The sequence below is a fragment of the Thermosynechococcus sp. B3 genome (assembly GCF_030323045.1).
In the GTDB taxonomy this organism is placed as follows: domain Bacteria; phylum Cyanobacteriota; class Cyanobacteriia; order Thermosynechococcales; family Thermosynechococcaceae; genus Thermosynechococcus.
In genome coordinates, this window is record NZ_CP097584.1 from 1001012 (window position 1) to 1017731 (window position 16720).

At 53.6% G+C, this 16720-nt stretch carries 20 protein-coding genes and 1 tRNA gene; 10 read left to right on the forward strand and 11 right to left on the reverse strand.

All coding sequences use genetic code 11. The features are described 5' to 3' along the window. Positions 1-11: 11 nt before the first annotated feature. Positions 12-554: a bifunctional pyr operon transcriptional regulator/uracil phosphoribosyltransferase PyrR gene (pyrR, locus tag M0646_RS05105; protein ID WP_190278235.1), complete on the reverse strand. Its 543-nt coding sequence runs from the start codon at positions 552-554 to the stop codon at positions 12-14. Between the two features lie 360 nt (positions 555-914). Here pyrR and uvrB point away from each other — a divergent pair, with 360 nt between their 5' ends. From uvrB to ispF, 3 genes are all read left to right on the forward strand, one after another. Next, on the forward strand, positions 915-2924 hold the full coding sequence (uvrB, locus tag M0646_RS05110; protein WP_286626885.1) for an excinuclease ABC subunit UvrB: 2010 nt from the start codon (positions 915-917) through the stop codon (positions 2922-2924). A gap of 158 nt (positions 2925-3082) precedes the next feature. Further along, positions 3083-3592: an allophycocyanin subunit beta gene (apcB, locus tag M0646_RS05115; protein WP_149818761.1), complete on the forward strand. Its 510-nt coding sequence runs from the start codon at positions 3083-3085 to the stop codon at positions 3590-3592. Between the two features lie 80 nt (positions 3593-3672). Continuing rightward, on the forward strand, positions 3673-4155 hold the full coding sequence (gene ispF / locus M0646_RS05120; protein ID WP_149818762.1) for a 2-C-methyl-D-erythritol 2,4-cyclodiphosphate synthase: 483 nt from the start codon (positions 3673-3675) through the stop codon (positions 4153-4155). 9 nt (positions 4156-4164) lie between these two features. Here ispF and M0646_RS05125 read toward each other — a convergent pair whose 3' ends face one another. Further along, positions 4165-4911: a pentapeptide repeat-containing protein gene (locus M0646_RS05125; RefSeq protein WP_286649932.1), complete on the reverse strand. Its 747-nt coding sequence runs from the start codon at positions 4909-4911 to the stop codon at positions 4165-4167. Between the two features lie 95 nt (positions 4912-5006). Between M0646_RS05125 and M0646_RS05130 the strand changes: the two genes are divergently transcribed. Together M0646_RS05130 and M0646_RS05135 are read left to right on the forward strand one after the other, a co-directional pair. Then, positions 5007-5963 (forward strand): LysR family transcriptional regulator, encoded by a 957-nt coding sequence (locus M0646_RS05130; RefSeq protein WP_315863010.1) that lies wholly within the window; start codon positions 5007-5009, stop codon positions 5961-5963. Between the two features lies 1 nt (position 5964). Next, positions 5965-6609, forward strand: a complete 645-nt coding sequence (locus tag M0646_RS05135) for an alpha/beta hydrolase (RefSeq protein ID WP_149818768.1) — start codon at positions 5965-5967, stop codon at positions 6607-6609. Here M0646_RS05135 and M0646_RS05140 read toward each other — a convergent pair. Next, the gene (locus M0646_RS05140) at positions 6596-7246 is read right to left on the reverse strand and encodes a diacylglycerol/polyprenol kinase family protein (RefSeq protein ID WP_190278238.1); all 651 of its coding nucleotides are present in this window, start codon (positions 7244-7246) and stop codon (positions 6596-6598) included. The genes M0646_RS05135 and M0646_RS05140 overlap by 14 nt on opposite strands. Before the next feature lie 26 nt (positions 7247-7272). Further along, positions 7273-8397, reverse strand: coding sequence for a non-hydrolyzing UDP-N-acetylglucosamine 2-epimerase (gene wecB / locus M0646_RS05145; protein WP_149818770.1), 1125 nt, complete (start codon positions 8395-8397; stop codon positions 7273-7275). Positions 8398-8658: 261 nt separating this feature from the next. Here wecB and M0646_RS05150 point away from each other — a divergent pair, with 261 nt between their 5' ends. The 4 genes from M0646_RS05150 (at position 8659) to M0646_RS05165 (ending at position 11753) form a co-directional block, all read left to right on the forward strand. Then, a complete protein-coding gene (locus M0646_RS05150) occupies positions 8659-9174 on the forward strand; it encodes a bifunctional nuclease family protein (RefSeq protein ID WP_190278239.1) in 516 nt (171 codons plus the stop codon). 1 nt (position 9175) lies between these two features. Continuing rightward, a complete protein-coding gene (locus tag M0646_RS05155) occupies positions 9176-10297 on the forward strand; it encodes an aldo/keto reductase (protein WP_286626892.1) in 1122 nt (373 codons plus the stop codon). Between the two features lie 242 nt (positions 10298-10539). Then, positions 10540-11121 (forward strand): CRISPR-associated endonuclease Cas3'', encoded by a 582-nt coding sequence (locus M0646_RS05160; RefSeq protein ID WP_286626893.1) that lies wholly within the window; start codon positions 10540-10542, stop codon positions 11119-11121. After that, a complete protein-coding gene (locus M0646_RS05165; protein WP_286626894.1) occupies positions 11013-11753 on the forward strand; it encodes a hypothetical protein in 741 nt (246 codons plus the stop codon). The genes M0646_RS05160 and M0646_RS05165 overlap by 109 nt, the downstream gene beginning before the upstream one ends. Positions 11754-11769: 16 nt before the next feature. Here the strand turns inward: M0646_RS05165 and M0646_RS13115 are convergent, their stop codons facing one another. The 7 genes from M0646_RS13115 to rsmH all read right to left on the reverse strand — a co-directional run bounded on the left by M0646_RS13115 (position 11770) and on the right by rsmH (position 16113). Continuing rightward, on the reverse strand, positions 11770-12012 hold the full coding sequence (locus M0646_RS13115; protein ID WP_315863011.1) for a hypothetical protein: 243 nt from the start codon (positions 12010-12012) through the stop codon (positions 11770-11772). Continuing rightward, positions 12000-12275, reverse strand: a complete 276-nt coding sequence (locus M0646_RS13120) for a hypothetical protein (RefSeq protein WP_149821683.1) — start codon at positions 12273-12275, stop codon at positions 12000-12002. Before M0646_RS13120 ends, M0646_RS13115 begins: the two co-directional genes overlap by 13 nt. A gap of 1 nt (position 12276) precedes the next feature. Next, positions 12277-12349 (reverse strand) — tRNA-Ala (locus M0646_RS05175). Positions 12350-12359: 10 nt separating this feature from the next. Beyond that, positions 12360-12911 (reverse strand): photosystem II reaction center PsbP, encoded by a 552-nt coding sequence (psbP, locus tag M0646_RS05180; RefSeq protein ID WP_149818780.1) that lies wholly within the window; start codon positions 12909-12911, stop codon positions 12360-12362. A 24-nt stretch (positions 12912-12935) separates the two neighbouring features. Continuing rightward, entirely contained in the window at positions 12936-14702 is a 1767-nt protein-coding gene (locus M0646_RS05185; protein ID WP_286626897.1) for a penicillin-binding protein 2, read from the reverse strand. Between the two features lie 9 nt (positions 14703-14711). Then, entirely contained in the window at positions 14712-15152 is a 441-nt protein-coding gene (locus tag M0646_RS05190) for a hypothetical protein (protein WP_190278241.1), read from the reverse strand. Between the two features lie 88 nt (positions 15153-15240). Then, positions 15241-16113: a 16S rRNA (cytosine(1402)-N(4))-methyltransferase RsmH gene (rsmH, locus tag M0646_RS05195; protein WP_286626898.1), complete on the reverse strand. Its 873-nt coding sequence runs from the start codon at positions 16111-16113 to the stop codon at positions 15241-15243. Positions 16114-16172: 59 nt separating this feature from the next. Here rsmH and M0646_RS05200 point away from each other — a divergent pair, with 59 nt between their 5' ends. Beyond that, a complete protein-coding gene (locus M0646_RS05200; protein WP_286626899.1) occupies positions 16173-16718 on the forward strand; it encodes an Npun_F5560 family protein in 546 nt (181 codons plus the stop codon). The last annotated feature ends 2 nt before the right edge of the window (positions 16719-16720 follow it).

Consider the following 16720-nt stretch of genomic DNA (forward strand, 5'->3'; position numbering starts at 1 on the left):
TTTTCCCAAGATTAAGAGGGTTTCCATAGCTCTACCCCATCCCGCTGATCAATCCCCTGCAAGAGTACCTTGACCACTTCATCGCGAGCCGTGGGCAGTACTTTACCCGTAAAGTCGGGGTGAATCGGCAATTCGCGGTGCCCGCGATCGATGAGTACCAATAACCAAATGGCACTGGGGCGACCGTAATCATGAACGGCATTGAGGGCAGAGCGAATCGTGCGGCCACTAAAAATCACATCATCCACCAAGACCACAATCCGCCCAGAGAGATCCACGGGAATCAGGGTCTGACGCGGTGTGCGCGGGCCAATGCGATCCAAGTCATCGCGATAAAACGTGATATCCAACTCACCAATGGGGAGGCTCACTCCTTCCAGTTGTTCAACTTGTTGCCCCAACAGCTTGGCAAGGGGAACCCCACGGGTATGAATCCCCAACAACACTAATTTGTCGAGGGCATCGCGAGCCTTCTCCACCACTTGGGAAGCTAAGCGCGTGACAGTGCGCCGTAGATCATCGGCACTGAGAATTTCAACGACTTCACCAGCCATAGCCGTCACGGTAGGGAATTCACAGATTTTAGCGAAATTCCCGCAAAAAGAGACCCTACGCCAAGCGGGTAGGGCCAAAGACGCAGTTAGGAGGTATCTTGCTTCCCTACGATACTGCCGATATTTTGGGGGAGCGAAAGCTTTTACCAATTCTTTAGATTTGGCGCAATTAACTGTTACAATACACAATAAACTGTTATTTAGAATACCAAATCTTAGGGCTGCTTTCTCAAATGGGCGAGGACGTGGTTTTGACCGTTTCAAGCGCCTTCAATCCTTCTGAACAAGATTTTGGGTGGCTCGCTCCTCTGTTGCTCGACTACCCTAAAAGCTAGGTAAGAATTCGTTAGAAATTGGGCAATGACCAGCACTCCCTTTCGTATTTACGCTCCCTTTGAACCGACGGGAGATCAACCCCAAGCCATTCAAAAGCTCGTCGCCGGCGTACGGGCGGGATATCGCTTCCAAACATTGCTGGGGGCAACGGGCACTGGCAAAACCCACACGATCGCCCGCGTGATCGAGGCTCTTGGTCGCCCAACCCTTGTGCTGGCTCACAACAAAACCCTTGCGGCGCAACTGTGCAATGAACTGCGCTCCTTCTTTCCAGAAAATGCCGTCGAGTACTTTATCTCCTACTACGACTACTATCAGCCTGAGGCCTACATTCCCGTTACCGATACCTACATCGAAAAAAGTGCCTCGATTAATGAGGAAATTGATATGCTGCGGCACTCCGCTACCCGCTCCCTCTTTGAACGGCGGGATGTGATTGTGGTTGCCTCGATTAGTTGCATCTACGGCTTGGGTATTCCAGCAGAGTACCTCAAAGCCGCGATTCCCCTCGAAGTGGGCAGTGAAATGGATCTGCGGCAACTACTGCGGCAATTGGCGACAATTCAATACACGCGCAACGATGTGGAACTGGGGCGGGGGCGCTTCCGTGTCAAGGGAGATGTTTTAGAAATTGGCCCAGCCTATGAGGATCGCATCATTCGCGTGGAGTTTTTTGGTGACGAAATCGAAGCCATCCGCTATCTCGATCCCCTGACGGGGGAAACATTGCAGAGTGTCGAACGCCTGAATATCTATCCCGCGAAGCACTTTGTCACCCCTGCCGAACGCCTTGAAGCGGCTTGTGCTGCCATTGAAGCGGAACTGCAAGCCCAAGTGGCTTACTTGGAAGCCCAAAATAAACTCCTTGAAGCACAGCGCCTGAGTCAACGTACCCGCTATGACTTGGAAATGCTGCGACAGGTGGGCTACTGCAACGGTGTCGAAAACTACTCACGCCATCTCGCAGGCCGCGCAGCGGGGGAACCGCCGGAGTGTTTGATTGATTATTTTCCTGAGGATTGGCTGTTGGTGGTGGATGAGTCCCATGTAACGGTGCCGCAAATTCGCGGGATGTTTAATGGCGACCAAGCGCGGAAAAAAGTGCTGATTGATCACGGCTTTCGGTTGCCCAGTGCGGCGGATAATCGCCCCCTGAAGGCGGAGGAATTTTGGCAAAAGGTGAAGCAATGTATCTTTGTCTCGGCAACCCCCGGCGATTGGGAATTGGCGGTGTCTGAAGGGCAAGTTGTCGAGCAAATTATTCGGCCGACGGGGGTCGTGGATCCAGAAATTTTTGTCCGTCCCACCCAAGGACAGGTGGATGATCTCTATGGGGAGATTCGCCTGCGGTGCGATCGCCAAGAGCGGGTACTGGTGACCACTCTCACGAAACGAATGGCCGAGGATCTCACGGAATACTTCCAAGAACGGGGGGTACGAGTGCGCTATCTGCACTCAGAAATCAATGCCATTGAGCGCATTGAAATTCTTGAAGCCCTGCGCCAAGGGGACTTTGATGTGTTGATTGGTGTCAACCTGTTGCGGGAGGGACTGGATTTACCCGAAGTGTCCTTGGTGGCCATCCTTGATGCAGATAAAGAGGGCTTCCTGCGGGCGGAGCGATCGCTGATTCAAACCATTGGCCGTGCTGCCCGGCACGTCCGTGGACAGGCGATTCTCTATGCCGACACCCTCACCGACAGTATGCAAAAAGCCATCCAAGAAACGGAGCGCCGCCGCGCCATTCAACTGGCCTACAACCAAGCCCACGGCATTACTCCCCAGCCCATTGTCAAGAAAACCAGCAATGCCATCTTGGCCTTTTTGGATGTGTCTCGCCGCCTCAATGCCGAGTCGGTGCCTGTCTTATCTTCCCAAACCTTACAGGAACTGAGCCTAGAGGACATCCCCCAACTGATCCAAGACCTTGAGGCGAAAATGAAGGCGGCTGCCCAAGAATTGGCCTTTGAGGAGGCTGCCCGCTACCGCGATCAAATTAAGCGTTTGCGCGATCGCCTCGTGGGGCACCCCTAGAATTATGAACTTTTGTAATAGTTCGCAACAGTCCGTAAACAGGAGCGAAGGGGGAGAAACCCTACCGTGATAAGCTAAGTACGATTTTAGATCCGCGCAATTTCGGCTGGCGTTCGGGTTGACGCTAGTTTTACCAGTTCTAGGAGTAAGAAAAACCTATGCGTGATGCCGTCACCACACTGATTAAAAACTATGACTCCACCGGTCGCTACCTCGATCGCGATGCTGTTGACAGTTTGCGCTCCTACTTTAATTCCGGTGCGGTACGGGTTAAAGCGGCAGCAGTGATCAATGGCGATGCCGCAGCCATTGTGAAGGAAGCGGGTTCTGCCCTCTTCACAGAGCAGCCGGAACTGATTCAACCCGGCGGCAATGCCTACACCACACGCCGCTACGCCACCTGCCTGCGGGATATGGACTACTACCTACGCTATGCCACCTACGCCATTGTGGCCGGGGATGTGGATGTCCTCAACGAGCGCGTCCTCGAAGGTCTGCGGGAAACCTACAACTCCCTTGGGGTGCCCATTGGACCAACGGTGCGCGGTATTCAAATCATGAAGGAGATTGTGCGCGATCGCGTGGCAGCGGCGGGCATCGAGGACACGAGTATTGTCGAACAACCCTTTGACTACATGTGTCGGCAACTGAGTGAAGTGAATATCTAGTTTGGCCAAGGTAGAAGACTCTGCAACAATAGAGGGCGGTGGCATTGGCGATCGCCCCTTCGTTGTCCTGTGCAGCAAGTATGAAAATTCGCATTGGTAATGGCTACGACATCCATCAATTGGTGCCCGAGCGGCCTCTGATTTTAGGCGGTATCAAACTAGAACACACCTTGGGACTCTTGGGGCACAGTGATGCCGATGTCCTCACCCACGCCATTATGGACGCCCTTTTGGGGGCCCTCAGCCTTGGCGATATTGGCCATTACTTTCCCCCCAGTGATCCGCAGTGGGCAGGGGCAGATAGCCAAGTCTTGCTGGCGAAAGTAGCGGCACTGATTGCAGAACGGGGTTGGCAAGTGGGCAACATTGATGCCGTAGTGGTGGCAGAGCGTCCGAAGCTGAAACCCTACCTCGACCAGATGCGCGATCGCCTTGCAACCACCCTAGGGATCGATCGCGACCAGATTAGTATCAAAGCCACCACCAATGAAAAACTGGGGCCAGTGGGGCGTGAAGAGGGCATTGCTGCCTATGCCGTGGCGCTGCTCCAGTCAGAAGCTTAAGATGAACTACTAGCTAACATACAGGCTGTAGTGAAAATCCGTTTGCTCGCACTGGCTTTGCTGGAGATTGGCATGGCGAAAATTGGCCCAGCGACAGATGGCATGACTGAGGTTGGCGCGCACAAAAAGGGCATGGGAGAAATAGCCCCGCGTCAGTCCTGCATAGGCTAAATTGGCCGCATAGAAGTTGCAGCGGTAAGCCTGAACCCCCTCAAGACAAGCCTGCACCAGTTGCGCAAACCGCAGCGTAGCTTCATTGAGACTGGCTGCTATCAACAGCGCAAAGGAAAAATCACTGGCAGCGGCGCGGGCATGGCTGAGATCTGCTTGACACCAATTGCTGTGGCGACAATCCGCCTGCTCAAGGGTGACCCAAGAGAAATCGGCATAGGTCAACCGAGCGTACTGCAAGTTGGCCAGTTGAAAATTTGCCCGCTGGGCAGTGGCGCGATCGCCCACCACTTTTAAGAACAACGCCCCTCGGCAATCGGCATCATCGAGGTTCGCCGCTGTCAGATCCGCCTCATAGAGGTTAGCAAAGCGCAAATCCCCGTGGGCAAGGTTCACCTCTCGCAGACAGGCACGGCTGAGATTGCAGCCCCGCAGGTCATAGCCCCGCAGATCCATGCCCGTAAGATTCATTTCACTCAAATCTACAGTAAGCTGAGGATAAGCTCGCCGCCATTCGTTCCAGAGGTGTTTTCCCCCCCGCAGGCGATCGCTCATTACCTGATTTAAGTGCCCTTTGATCATCATTCTTGCCTTGAGATTCTTCACATTTCGTTATCATGGCGCGAAATTTGATAGAATTTCGTCTATGTAGCCCTATCGCTGACGAAAGGAGAATGGGTTTGAAACAAGCAACCCTACATCAGCTTAAGGTTTTTGAGGTCACTGCTCGCCACGGAAGTTTTACCCGCGCTGCCGAGGAACTCTTTCTGACGCAGCCCACCGTTTCGATTCAAATGAAGCAGTTGACCCGTGCCGTTGGTATGCCCCTCTTTGAGCAAGTGGGCAAGCGGCTCTATCTCACAGAAGCCGGCAAGGAACTACTGGCCACCTGCCAAGACATCTTTGAGCGCCTTGAGCGGTTTGAAATGGCCGTTGCCAATCTCAAGGGTCTCAAGCAGGGACACTTGCGGCTGTGTGTCATTACCACGGCCAAATATGTGATTCCGCGGCTGCTGGGGCCATTTTGCCAGCGCTATCCGGGGATTGATGTCGCCCTGACGGTCACCAACCATGAACAGGTGGTAGAGCGCATTCGAGGCAATATGGACGATCTCTATATTCCCAGTTGCCCACCGGAGAATGTGGATGTGGAGTGCCACCGCTTTTTGGATAATCCCTTAGTGGTGGTTGCCCCCAGTCACCATCGCCTCAGTGGCCGCAGTAAAATCCCGATCCAAGAACTGGCGGGAGAACCCTTTATTATGCGGGAGCAGGGATCGGGCACCCGCCAAGCGGTGGAGAAGCTCTTTGCAGAGCACGGTGTGCCGATCAATATCCGCCTTGAGCTGGGAAGTAACGAGTCCATTAAGCAGGCGATCGCTGGCGGCCTAGGGATTTCTGTCCTGTCTCACCACTGCTTAGCCCTTGATCGCGAGTCCAGCCAGTTGACGATTCTCGATGTCGAACATTTCCCGATTCAGCGGCACTGGCATTTGGTCTATCCTGCGGGCAAACAACTGTCGGTCGTGGCTCAGGCCTTCTTTGACTATGTGTCCACTGAGGGTCGGGAGATGATTGAATCGAGCCTCACCTATCCCAGTGTGGCGGCGCCGACCAAGGAACTCAATCCTGTCTAGCATGACAACCCTCCAATTTCTCACCTTTCCCGATCCGCCGATCGCGGCCGATCACAGCCTTCTATTGCTCCACGGCTGGGGTGCCAATGCCGCAGATCTGATTTCCCTTGGATCGTTGCTGGCTCCCCAAGCCCAAACCTATGCAGCGGAAGCTCCCTTTCCCCATCCTTACGTCCCCCAAGGGCGGATGTGGTACGACCTGAATCAGCACGATGCCCGCAGTGGCTCATTACTGCTCGATGAGCGGGCAACGGATCTAGCCACCAGTGAAGCGGCACTGCGGGAGTGGATTGCCAGCTTGCCCATTGATCTCAGCCGCACAATTTTAGGGGGATTTTCCCAAGGGGGAGCATTGACATTGGTTGTGGGGTTAACGTTGCCTTTAGCGGGATTATTGGTCTTTAGTGGCTATTTAGTGCGCCCGCCAGTGGTGACAGCCACCTCGCCACCCGTGTTGATGATCCATGGCACAGCGGATCCTGTGGTGCCCTTTGCCAGTGCCCAAGCCAGTTGGCAAGCCTTGCAAGCCGCAGGAGTGAAGGGAGCGTTTCATGCCCTACCCATGGCCCATGAAATTAATGGAGACGCGATCGCGATCGCCCGCCAGTTTATTGAGAAGACCCTGCCTAACATCAACTCAAATTGAGTAACCCATAGGCAAGCAAAGCGCTACCGATCGGAACTGTGAGATTATCAACCCCTCGCCAAGCAATCAGTTCCAAAAGGGTCGCACCCAGACCTACTAAGGGGGCAATCCAGAGCAACTCTAAGGCCGCAATGGGGGTGAGGGATAGAGCCGCCACCACGGTACTCACACAGAACATGGTCAGGGTTCCTTCCCAGCTTTTACTGGTTCGCGGCAGGGGATGGCGTCCCCAGTTAATCCCCACAAGGGCAGCCAAGCCATCTCCCCAAGCCATCACTAAAATTCCCAGAACCGCCAGTTCCGGCAGCGTGTTCCAAAAGAGCGCCATTAATGTGCCAATACTCACCGCATAAAAAAAGGTGCCCCAGCTTTGGCGCCCCACGCCACTAATACTGGGAAAAATCGGTATGCGGTAAGAAAGCAGTGTGACGACGCCAGCGATCGCTGCGGCCACAATTCCCCAACTCGTGGGTACCCCCAAGGCATAGGCAATGAGAATCACTTGACCCGCACCAATGTGAACCACTTTCCGTGACCATTCCTTGGCATTGGGAAACCAAGCGTGAATCAGTTCTGCGGTTAACAGCACCAAGCCCAGCCAACTTGTGACCAAAATTCCTGCCCAGAACATTGTCATTGCTATCCTCAGATGGCCGTGGCTCCTTACTGTGTCTGCTGGGCAAAAAACTGGGTCACAATCTCAAGGATGCGATCGCTCGCATGACCATCGCCAAAGGGATTAATCGCCGTCGCCATGCGGTTGTAGGCCACTGGATCCGTGAGCAGTTCAATGGCTGCCGCTGCAATCGTATCTGCAAACGTGCCCACCAGTTTAGCAGTGCCAGCGGTGACCGCTTCCGGCCGCTCAGTGGTTTCCCGTAACACCAGTACCGGTTTACCAAGGCTAGGGGCTTCCTCTTGGAGACCACCGGAATCCGTCAGCAGGAGTGTTGATCCCTTAATCGCTGCCACAAGAGCAGGATAGTCCAGTGGCTCCGTCAGAAAAACGCGAGGATGATGCCCCAAATAGGCTTTGAGGGGTTCACGCACGGTGGGATTGCGGTGCAAGGGCAAGAGCAAAGCGGTATCGGGAATCGTGTTTAAGATTTTCAGGAAACCATTGGCAATGTCTTCTAGGGGGGCACCCCAGTTTTCCCGTCGGTGAACGGTGGCGAGGATCACGCGATACTGTTGCCAGTCAAGGCCGGGGACATGGCACACTGGCTGGCGATCGGCCACTTGCAGCAGCGCATCAATCACGGTATTGCCCGTCAAGTGAATACTACCCGTGACCCCGGCCGCCTGAAGATTCTTGACGGCTTGTTCCGTAGGGGCAAAATGCAACTGCGCTAATTGGGAAATAAGGCGGCGGTTGGCTTCTTCTGGATAGGGGTTGTAGAGATCGTCGGTGCGCAAGCCCGCTTCCACATGGCCGACAGGAATCTGCTGATAAAAGGCGGCAAGGGTAGCGGCAAAGGCGGTTGTTGTATCCCCCTGAACCAAAACAAGACGGGGCAGGAGTTCTTGATAGAGTTGCTCAAGGCCTTGGAGAGCACGACAGGTGATTTCGGTCAGGGTTTGCTTGGGCTGCATAATGGCCAAGTCCCGATCTGCCCGCAGGTCAAACAGTGCCATCACTTGATCCACCATTTCGCGGTGCTGTCCCGTGAGGACAACGTAGGGTTCAAACAGGGGCGATCGCTGGAAAGCTTGAATGACCGGTGCCAATTTGATTGCCTCCGGGCGCGTACCCAACGTAATGCAGATCGGGATCGAGGAAGCAATCATAGCCGTCTAAATACCAAAAATAATAACTTTAGTGTACCGAGAAGCGAGCGTCAAAAAAGTGTCTAGTTGCCACTGCCCATGATTCCGTCGTTCGCCAGTCTTTTTCTAAAGCATGGAGTCTTAAGGAATGCCTGCGCGTCGCCCCTCCGTTACTTCTCCCATAGGGAGTCTTACAGTGGTAGGGGTGTGCCATCTTGGTGGGAAGGACTGTATGTTAATAATAGAAGGGAATGCACCGCCATTGCGCTCGCTGAGGTGGCCATGATTGAAATGACCGTTGCTGGGATTGCCCTCGATGCCACTAACCGTCGCACTCCAATTGTCTTACTCAAAGACGGTGCTGGACGGCGAGCACTGCCCATCTGGATTGGTGATAATGAGGCGCGGGCAATTTTAATGGCCTTGGAAAATCAACGAGCACCGCGACCGATGACCCATGATCTGATGGTCAACATTCTCAACGAATGGAATATGACCCTAGAACGGGTGGTCATCCATTCCTTGGAAGACAACACCTACTATGCAGTGCTCACCCTGCGCCAAGGAGACATTCGTAAAGAGATTGATGCTCGTCCGAGCGATGCCATTGCCCTTGCCCTGCGCTGTGATTGCCCGATTTGGGTGATGGAAGCGGTTGTTGCCGATGCCTCGATTCCCGTCGATCGCGATGCTGACGAGGAAGAACGCCAAGCCTTTCGCCGCTTTTTAGATTCGATTCGCCCTGAAGATTTTATTCAGCAGGGCCGGGGAATGGAAGAGGATTCCTCCGCAGGCTAGAATGCGCTACCGCCGCTTTGGTCGCACGGGGCTGAACCTCTCGGTTTTTTCCCTTGGAACGATGCGCGCCTTGGGCAGTCCAGAGGTGATGCAGGCGGTCATTGAGGGGGCGATCGCCCACGGCATTAACCACATTGAAACCGCCGCCGCCTACGGTGCCAGTGAGGCCTATATTGGTCGTGCCCTCAAGGCACTGGGTCAGCCCACCGTTTTTATCACCACTAAACTCTTGCCCCAAGGGGATGCGGATCACGTCCAGCGGCAAATTGCTCAATCCCTTGAGCGTCTTCAAGTCTCACGGTTAGATGGTGTCGCCCTCCATGGCCTCAACACCCCTGAGCATCTCGCATGGCTGAGCACTGAGGGGATGGCAATGCTGCGGCAGTTGCAAGCAAAGGGGGTAATTGGTGCTTTAGGCTTTTCCAGTCATGGATCGTTGTCTGTGATTTCGCGGGCGATCGCCAGCAATCAATTTGATTTTGTCAATCTGCATTACACCTACTTTCAGCAACGCAATGCCCCAGCGATCGCCGCTGCCGCTGAGCGGGATATGGGGATTTTTATCATTTCGCCAGCCGATAAAGGGGGACAACTCTACCGGCCTTCCCAACGGCTCCAAGATCTCTGTGCGCCCTTTCACCCTCTCCATTGGAGCTATCGCTGGCTGCTGAGTCAGCCTGCCATCACCACCTTGAGTATTGGACCGGCCACCGTTGCCGAGTTGGCCTTTCCCTTGGCCGTGGCTGATCAGGTGGCACCCCTGAGCGCTGAAGAGCAAGCGGTGGGCGATCGCCTGCAAGCAGTGATGCAGGAAACCTTGGGCACCGATTTGTGTCAACAATGTTATGCTTGTTTGCCCTGCCCTGAGGAAATTCACATCCCCGAAGTGCTGCGGCTTCACAACTTAGCCGTCGCCTACGACATGACAGAATTTAGCAAGTATCGCTATGGGATGTTTGGTCGTGCCGGGCATTGGTTTCCCGGTCAACCCGCCAACCGCTGTACTGAATGTGGCGATTGTTTGCCCCGCTGTCCCAGTGGCTTGGAGATTCCTCGGCTATTGCGCGAAACCCATGAGCAGTTGCAGGGCACCTCGCGATCGCGCCTTTGGCAGAACATTTAATCAAATAATCAAAAATCGAAAAAACTTCCTATTTTCCCACCCAGTACCGAACTCGACTGTCAAGTATGGGTCAATCCCAATATTCCCGTCCTGTTCCCAACTCAAGGGCTTCGCTAAAATCTAAAGTGAAGATAGCTTGTCATCCCGCCACGATGTTGCGCAGTATTGTCAAGGTCGGGTCAAAATTCTTGCTCTCAATGTCAATGTGAAGTATATAAGCTGAGAAAGAATTATGTGAAATTATGTCAAATTACTATGCTCATACTCCAAACCAAGATGGTCAATGGCATTCCCTGTCAGCGCATCTTTCTAAAGTGGCTGGTAGAGCGTCGAAGCTGGTTGGAAAGTTAGGTACACCTCAACTGGGCAACTATGGTGGCCTTTGGCACGACTTAGGCAAATACAACCCTGATTTTCAGGCTTATCTCCAAGCCTGTGCCCAAAATCAAGCTGTTAAAGAGAAACTCCCTCACGCTAAGTATGGTGCGCTCCTCGCTTTTCAGAAGTGTCAGCCTCTTGCACCAATGATCTATGGCCACCATAGCGGCCTGCCTAATATGGCAGATTTGCAGAATCGGTTGGCGGAGGTTGATCGGGTAACCTACGAGCATATTAAAGGCCTAGCCAAGGCGGATGGGATTGATTTAGACCCGTCAGCAGATTTTCAAAAAGAGTTAACTTCCATTGCTAGCCCTGAGCTAGACATTTTTCAACATTGCTCTACGGTGCCCATCGGCAAGCCGTCCTACAGGAGGTGCGCGATCGCCTGCGAAACAATCAACCCTGCTGGCTTATTTCTACTCAAGTGGTCGAAGCGGGTGTAGATTTAGATTTTGCGGTCGTTTATCGCGCCATGGAACCACTGGATCGCATTGTGCAGGCGGCAGGTCGCTGTAACCGTGAAGGGCAACGTTCATCCTTGGGACGGGTCGTGATTTTTGACCCCCAAGAGGGTCGCACGCCTCAACGGGAGTATTGCAGCGCTGTTGAAACTACTCGCACTTTACTCAGGCAAGCCATGGTTGACCTAAATGACTCTACAGTTTTTCAGAGGTATTTCCAGCAGCTTTACCAAGTTCGTGATCTTGATACCGAAAAAATTCAGCAGTATCGTCAGTCATTCAATTTTCCCGAAGTTGCGCAACGCTTTCGTCTCATCGAGGATCACACGTATCCAGTTGTCATTGTGCCCGATCAAGCAAAAAATAAAGATGAACACAATCAAGTAAAACAGTTAATTCGCCGTATTCAGCAACGCGGCTTAAGGGCAAAAGAGATCCGCGCATTGCAGCCTTACCTTGTCAACCTACGCACCAAGGAATTTCATGACACTGAGCACCTGCGGGAACTGATTGCTGCCGGCCTCTGGGCTTGGCAGGGTGACTATGACCCTCTCAAAGGGATTGCGATCGCAACAAGCCCCATCGTCGCAGATCCCAGCGATCTTATTTTTTAGGTCAACCAGAGTTAAACTAGAGGAGTTGCGATCGTCCTTCGGGGCGATCGAGGATTGAAACGACACTGACAGCATCAAAGCGATCGTCCCCGGGACGATATGACAGGATTTCTAAACCAATTGGCTCCCCAGTCACCCCATCCTTGAACAAAATCACCCCATCTCCAAGTTCTGTCGCAACCTGGTTTCTTCGTGGAACTTGCCAGAATACACTTAACAGCTCTGTTTCTGGCTCATAAAATACTCTTATTTGAGCCACACTGTCTCCCCTTCTTTAATGGCGTCAGTTTGATAAGCAGTGATTAAAAAACCATCTCCATTTAAGCATCGTGCCACTGCAACAACCCAACGTTTTTCTCGCTGTACCCGATAAAACAATAATACTCCTGAATCTCGGCTACTGCGACGAACCTCATCTGGTGTAGAAAGAGCTAACCGCACACAATCTTCCAACTCTTCAATATCAGGGTGCTTGATGAGCAGCCGTTGCCAATACTCCTCAATTGAAAAGGGGGCAAAAATATGGAGAGTAGGGAACTCGAATCCCTGACCTTCGCGGTGCGATCGCGACGCTCTACCAACTGAGCTAACTCCCCGATTCTTTCTTTAATATACGGTAAACGAGGACACGATGGTCTTAAATTGGTCTTCTACCTTTGGCCAGCGCTCCTCGGGAGCTGACACACTCAAGGTATAGACCTTTCCTCGGCTCACAGCAATACTCGATAAATTGTGTCGCTGCTGAGCATTGTCCCCATCCCCCGGCAGAGTGACGGCATACTCCAGAATGTAGTAGGTCTTATCATCTGCCTTTTGGGAGCTAGCGGAAATCAGGGCAGAACTGCGCCCGCTTTCAGTTGGGGCAATGATATTGCGCAGCAGGCGATCGCCCACCTCCTCTGGTGACCCCAATTCCTCAAGAGACTTTGTGCTGGAAACCGTATTCACGACCACACTGACGTTTTCTGTCGTCTCGATAATGTCGTGAAAGACCACATCCACGGGGTCATCCACCTGTACTTGTACCCAACCGCGGGGGTAGAGAAACTCATAGCCATCGTAGCTATCCACATAGGCCTGTAGCCCACTGGTGGCCGAACACCCTCCCAGCAGCACCACAAGAATCGCCAACGCTGTGGCAAAAAACCGTTGAATCATACCGTCCTTTTGCGCTGTTCTTCCCTATTGTGACACCGAAGCTGGCGTAGCGGGGCGGCGCAATTCCTCTGGATGTGAGGGGGGAATGCCCTCAATCGTAATCAGTGACTCCGTTACCGCTCGCACAATGGGAATCGCCACCGTTGAGCCATAGGCATCATCCCCCTTGGGTTCATCCACTACCGCCAAAATCACATACTGCGGCTGATCAAGGGGAAAAATAGCCGCAAAGCTCGTGATGCGCAGATTGCTGTAGGTACCGCCAATTGCTTTTTGTGCTGTGCCGGTTTTACCCCCCAAGCGGTAGCCGGGAATATGGGCGGGTTTCCCTGTACCGAAGCGCACAACTTCTCCCAGCATTTTGACCACTGCTTGACTGGTGCGCTGCGAGAAGACCCGTCGAGGGGGGCGTTGCTCAAGGCGTTTTTGCAGTTGGCCATTTTCATCGTAGAGGCCATCAATGACATGGGGAGTGACCAGCTCGCCGCCGTTGGCGATCGCCCCCAATAGTTGAGCCAAATGCAGCGGGGTCAGGGAAAAGCCTTGGCCAAAGGCCGTTGTTGCCGGTTCAATGGGGTAGTTAATAAATTGCTCCGGGGGCTTTAATTGAGCGGCGGTTTCAAAGGGGAGATCACTGCCCACCTTCTCGGTCAGCCCCAAGCGATGCAGATAGCGATAGTAGTGGCGGGCGGGAATGCGGTTCATCATGTGCACCATGGCCACATTGCTGGAGTAGGCAAGAATTTGGGCAATATTGAGGGCACCGCGGCCGCCCCGCTGACTAAAATCACTGTTTTGAATTGGCCAGCCCCCCACCGTAATCCGCCCCTCATCGGGTAGCACTGTATCGGGAGTAATGGCATTGAGTTCAAGGGCGATCGCGGTGTTGATCGGCTTAAAGGTTGATCCTGGCTCGTAGAGATCCGATACCGCCCAGTTGCGAAACAGTGCCGGATCAGCACGGTAGTAATGATTGGGATCGTAGGAAGGTTCTGAGACCAGTGCCCGCAGTGCACCAGTTTTCACTTCTAGGACAATGACCGTGCCCCGCTTAGCGTTGAATTTGCGTAACTGCTGTTGCAGGGCTTGGCGTGCTGTTTGTTGCAAACGAGTATCAATCGTGAGGCGCACATGGTACCCCTGACTCAAAGCACGGGGATCCGCAGGGGCAAGGGCAGGTAACCATTGACCCAAAGCATTGGTTGACAGGAGCTGGCGGTTATGGGGAACCAGTAAAAACTGGTTTTGGCTAAACTCAATCCCCGCTTGACCTTGGTGCTCTCGATCCACATAGCCGACAACGCCCGCCATGAGTTCCTGCTGCGGATAAATGCGCTGCCACGCTTGGTTCAGTTCCAAACCATCGTGGTTGAGAGCACGAATTTTAGCAGCAGTTTCCTCGTCAATGTCGTAGGCAATGGGGACGCCTGTGGGGTAGGTGCTGAATTTGGCCAACAGTTGCTCTGGAGATTGCTTGAGTAAAGGGGCCAGATCGCGGGCGATCGCCCGCCGCTCAACTTTGAACTGAATTGGATGGGCAAAGAGGGTAAACACAGGCCGATCTAGGGCAACAACCGTCTCTCGGCGATCGGTAATTGGGTAGCGTGCCAAGGTTGGCGGAGTATAGCGCCGTTGTTGTTGCTGTGCCCGTGCCGCTAAGGTTTCCCCCTGAACCACTTGCAAATAAACTAGGCGAGCAACCACACCCCCCATCACCATCAGCAAAAAGCCAAAGATCAAGCCAACTCGCAAGGGTGGCAGGGATTGGTTTTGGGGGCGGGCCGTTGTCATGGAGAGCGATCAGTAATTGACAGTGCGCTGCGGCGGTGGTGTCACGGGGGGGCGTTCAAAATGAGTTTTGGCAGCAATCTTGCCCTCATTGGGCACAAAAAGAACGTGTTGCGGCGTTTGGGGAACAAGCCCTTGAGGAGCGCGTTGCACTTGCTGCGTCACCCGATAGCGGAGGGTTTCATTGCTCACCAATAGCTCCCGCTCCTGCCGTTTGAGGGTTTCTAAGCGGTCATAGGCTTGACTCCACTGCCGCTCAGAGAGGGCTGACCAACCATAGAGAGGCAGTACAGCCACGAGGGCACTGGTGGCCGCCACCCCAGAAACCCATTGAATCCCCAGCAAAGTTTTTTGCCACAGGGGCATTTGCGGCTTGGGGAGGGGCCGAATTTCCGTTAGGGTTGGCGACGATTGGGGAATAAATCGGGATTTGAATTTAGGGGCAGCAACCATAGACGCCAGCACTCCTCAGCAATTTATTACCCTAAAAGATTATGACGCACTGTAAAGATACCCATAAATAAACCATCATTCGGGCAATTCATGCAAAAGTACGCGCTGCAATTCGTAGCTTTGCCGATCGCGATCGCGGGTTGAGAGCAACTTCCGCTGCATCCGCCACAATCGGTTTACGAGTCACAACTGCCAAGAGGGGATTGCCACGCCACGCCTGCTTCACCCGCCGATCTTCCAAGCTATGGAAGCTAATGACGGCAATGCGCCCTGCGGGCTTTAACCACTGGGGCGATCGCGCCAAAAATTGGTCGAGCACCGCTAGCTCTTGGTTCACATAGATACGCAAGGCCTGAAAAACCCGTGTGGCTGGATGAATGCGTTGCCGCGGAGAAGCCTTGAGGCAGTGGGCAACCAACTGCGCCAGTTCTTGGGTGGTGGCAAGGGGACGACGGGCAACAATGTGGCGGGCAATGCGGCGGGCAAAGCGTTCTTCGCCATACTCATAGAAAATATCCGCCAGTTCTCGCTCGCTGTAGTGATTAATCACCGTTGCGGCGGTCAAGGGGTTATTGGGGTTCATGCGCATATCGAGGGGGGCATCAAAGCGAAAACTAAAGCCCCGCTCTGGACGATCCAACTGGGCGGAACTCACGCCTAAATCTGCGAGAATGCCATCAAACATCGGCTCAGCCACAGGCAGATCAGCAAAGTTGCCGTGCCAAAACTGGACGCGATCGCCAAAGGGGGCGAGGAATTCCTGAGCCGCCGCTAAGGCCATGGGGTCTTGATCGATCGCCAGCACCCGACAAGTGGGTTCACTCCGTAAGAGCAGCGCCGTGTGGCCGCCACCCCCCACCGTTGCATCCAAGTATAGTCCCCCGGCCTTGGGCTGGAGTGCCGCAAGCACCGCAGTTGCCAGCACCGGTTGATGGTAGGTGGAAAATTCCAAATCTTGCATGAGTGGATCAGAAGCAGCGTAAAATTTGCCACAGCACAGTCCCTTGGAGAGCAGCCGCCGTGAACGATACTTCCCTCAACTTAGCCGATGAACTGCTGATACGGGATCAACTCGTGCAGCAACTCTCAGAGGAACTCTATCAACTCATGGTGCAGCATCCTGAGTTATTTGTGCGCTTTTACCAAGCCCGCAAGACCGAGGCCGCCAATGCCGAAGCTCTGAAGTTGCTGCAAGCCCAAGTGCAACAGGTGGAAGCACAAATTGCTGCCTATCAAGAACAGATCCTTGCCTACCAGCAGCAGAGCCAAAGTCGTGAAGCGGAAATGAATGAATTGAAAGCTCAAGTCATTGAATTGAGCGATCGCAATGAGATGCTAGAGCGCGTCATCCAAGAAATGCCCGAAGTCTATCGGCAAAAATTTAGTGAGCGGCTCAGTCAAGTCAAACTGAAGATTGAAAGCCTCGAAAAAGAAAATGCCCAACTGCGTGCCGAACTGCGGAATCTGCAAACCCTCTTGGCCGCTCAAGCCCGCCAGCAACAACAGCAGGGATTCCCCTCATTGCAACCTGCGCGTGTTGGCTTGATTCCCAGCTTTAATACCTAGGT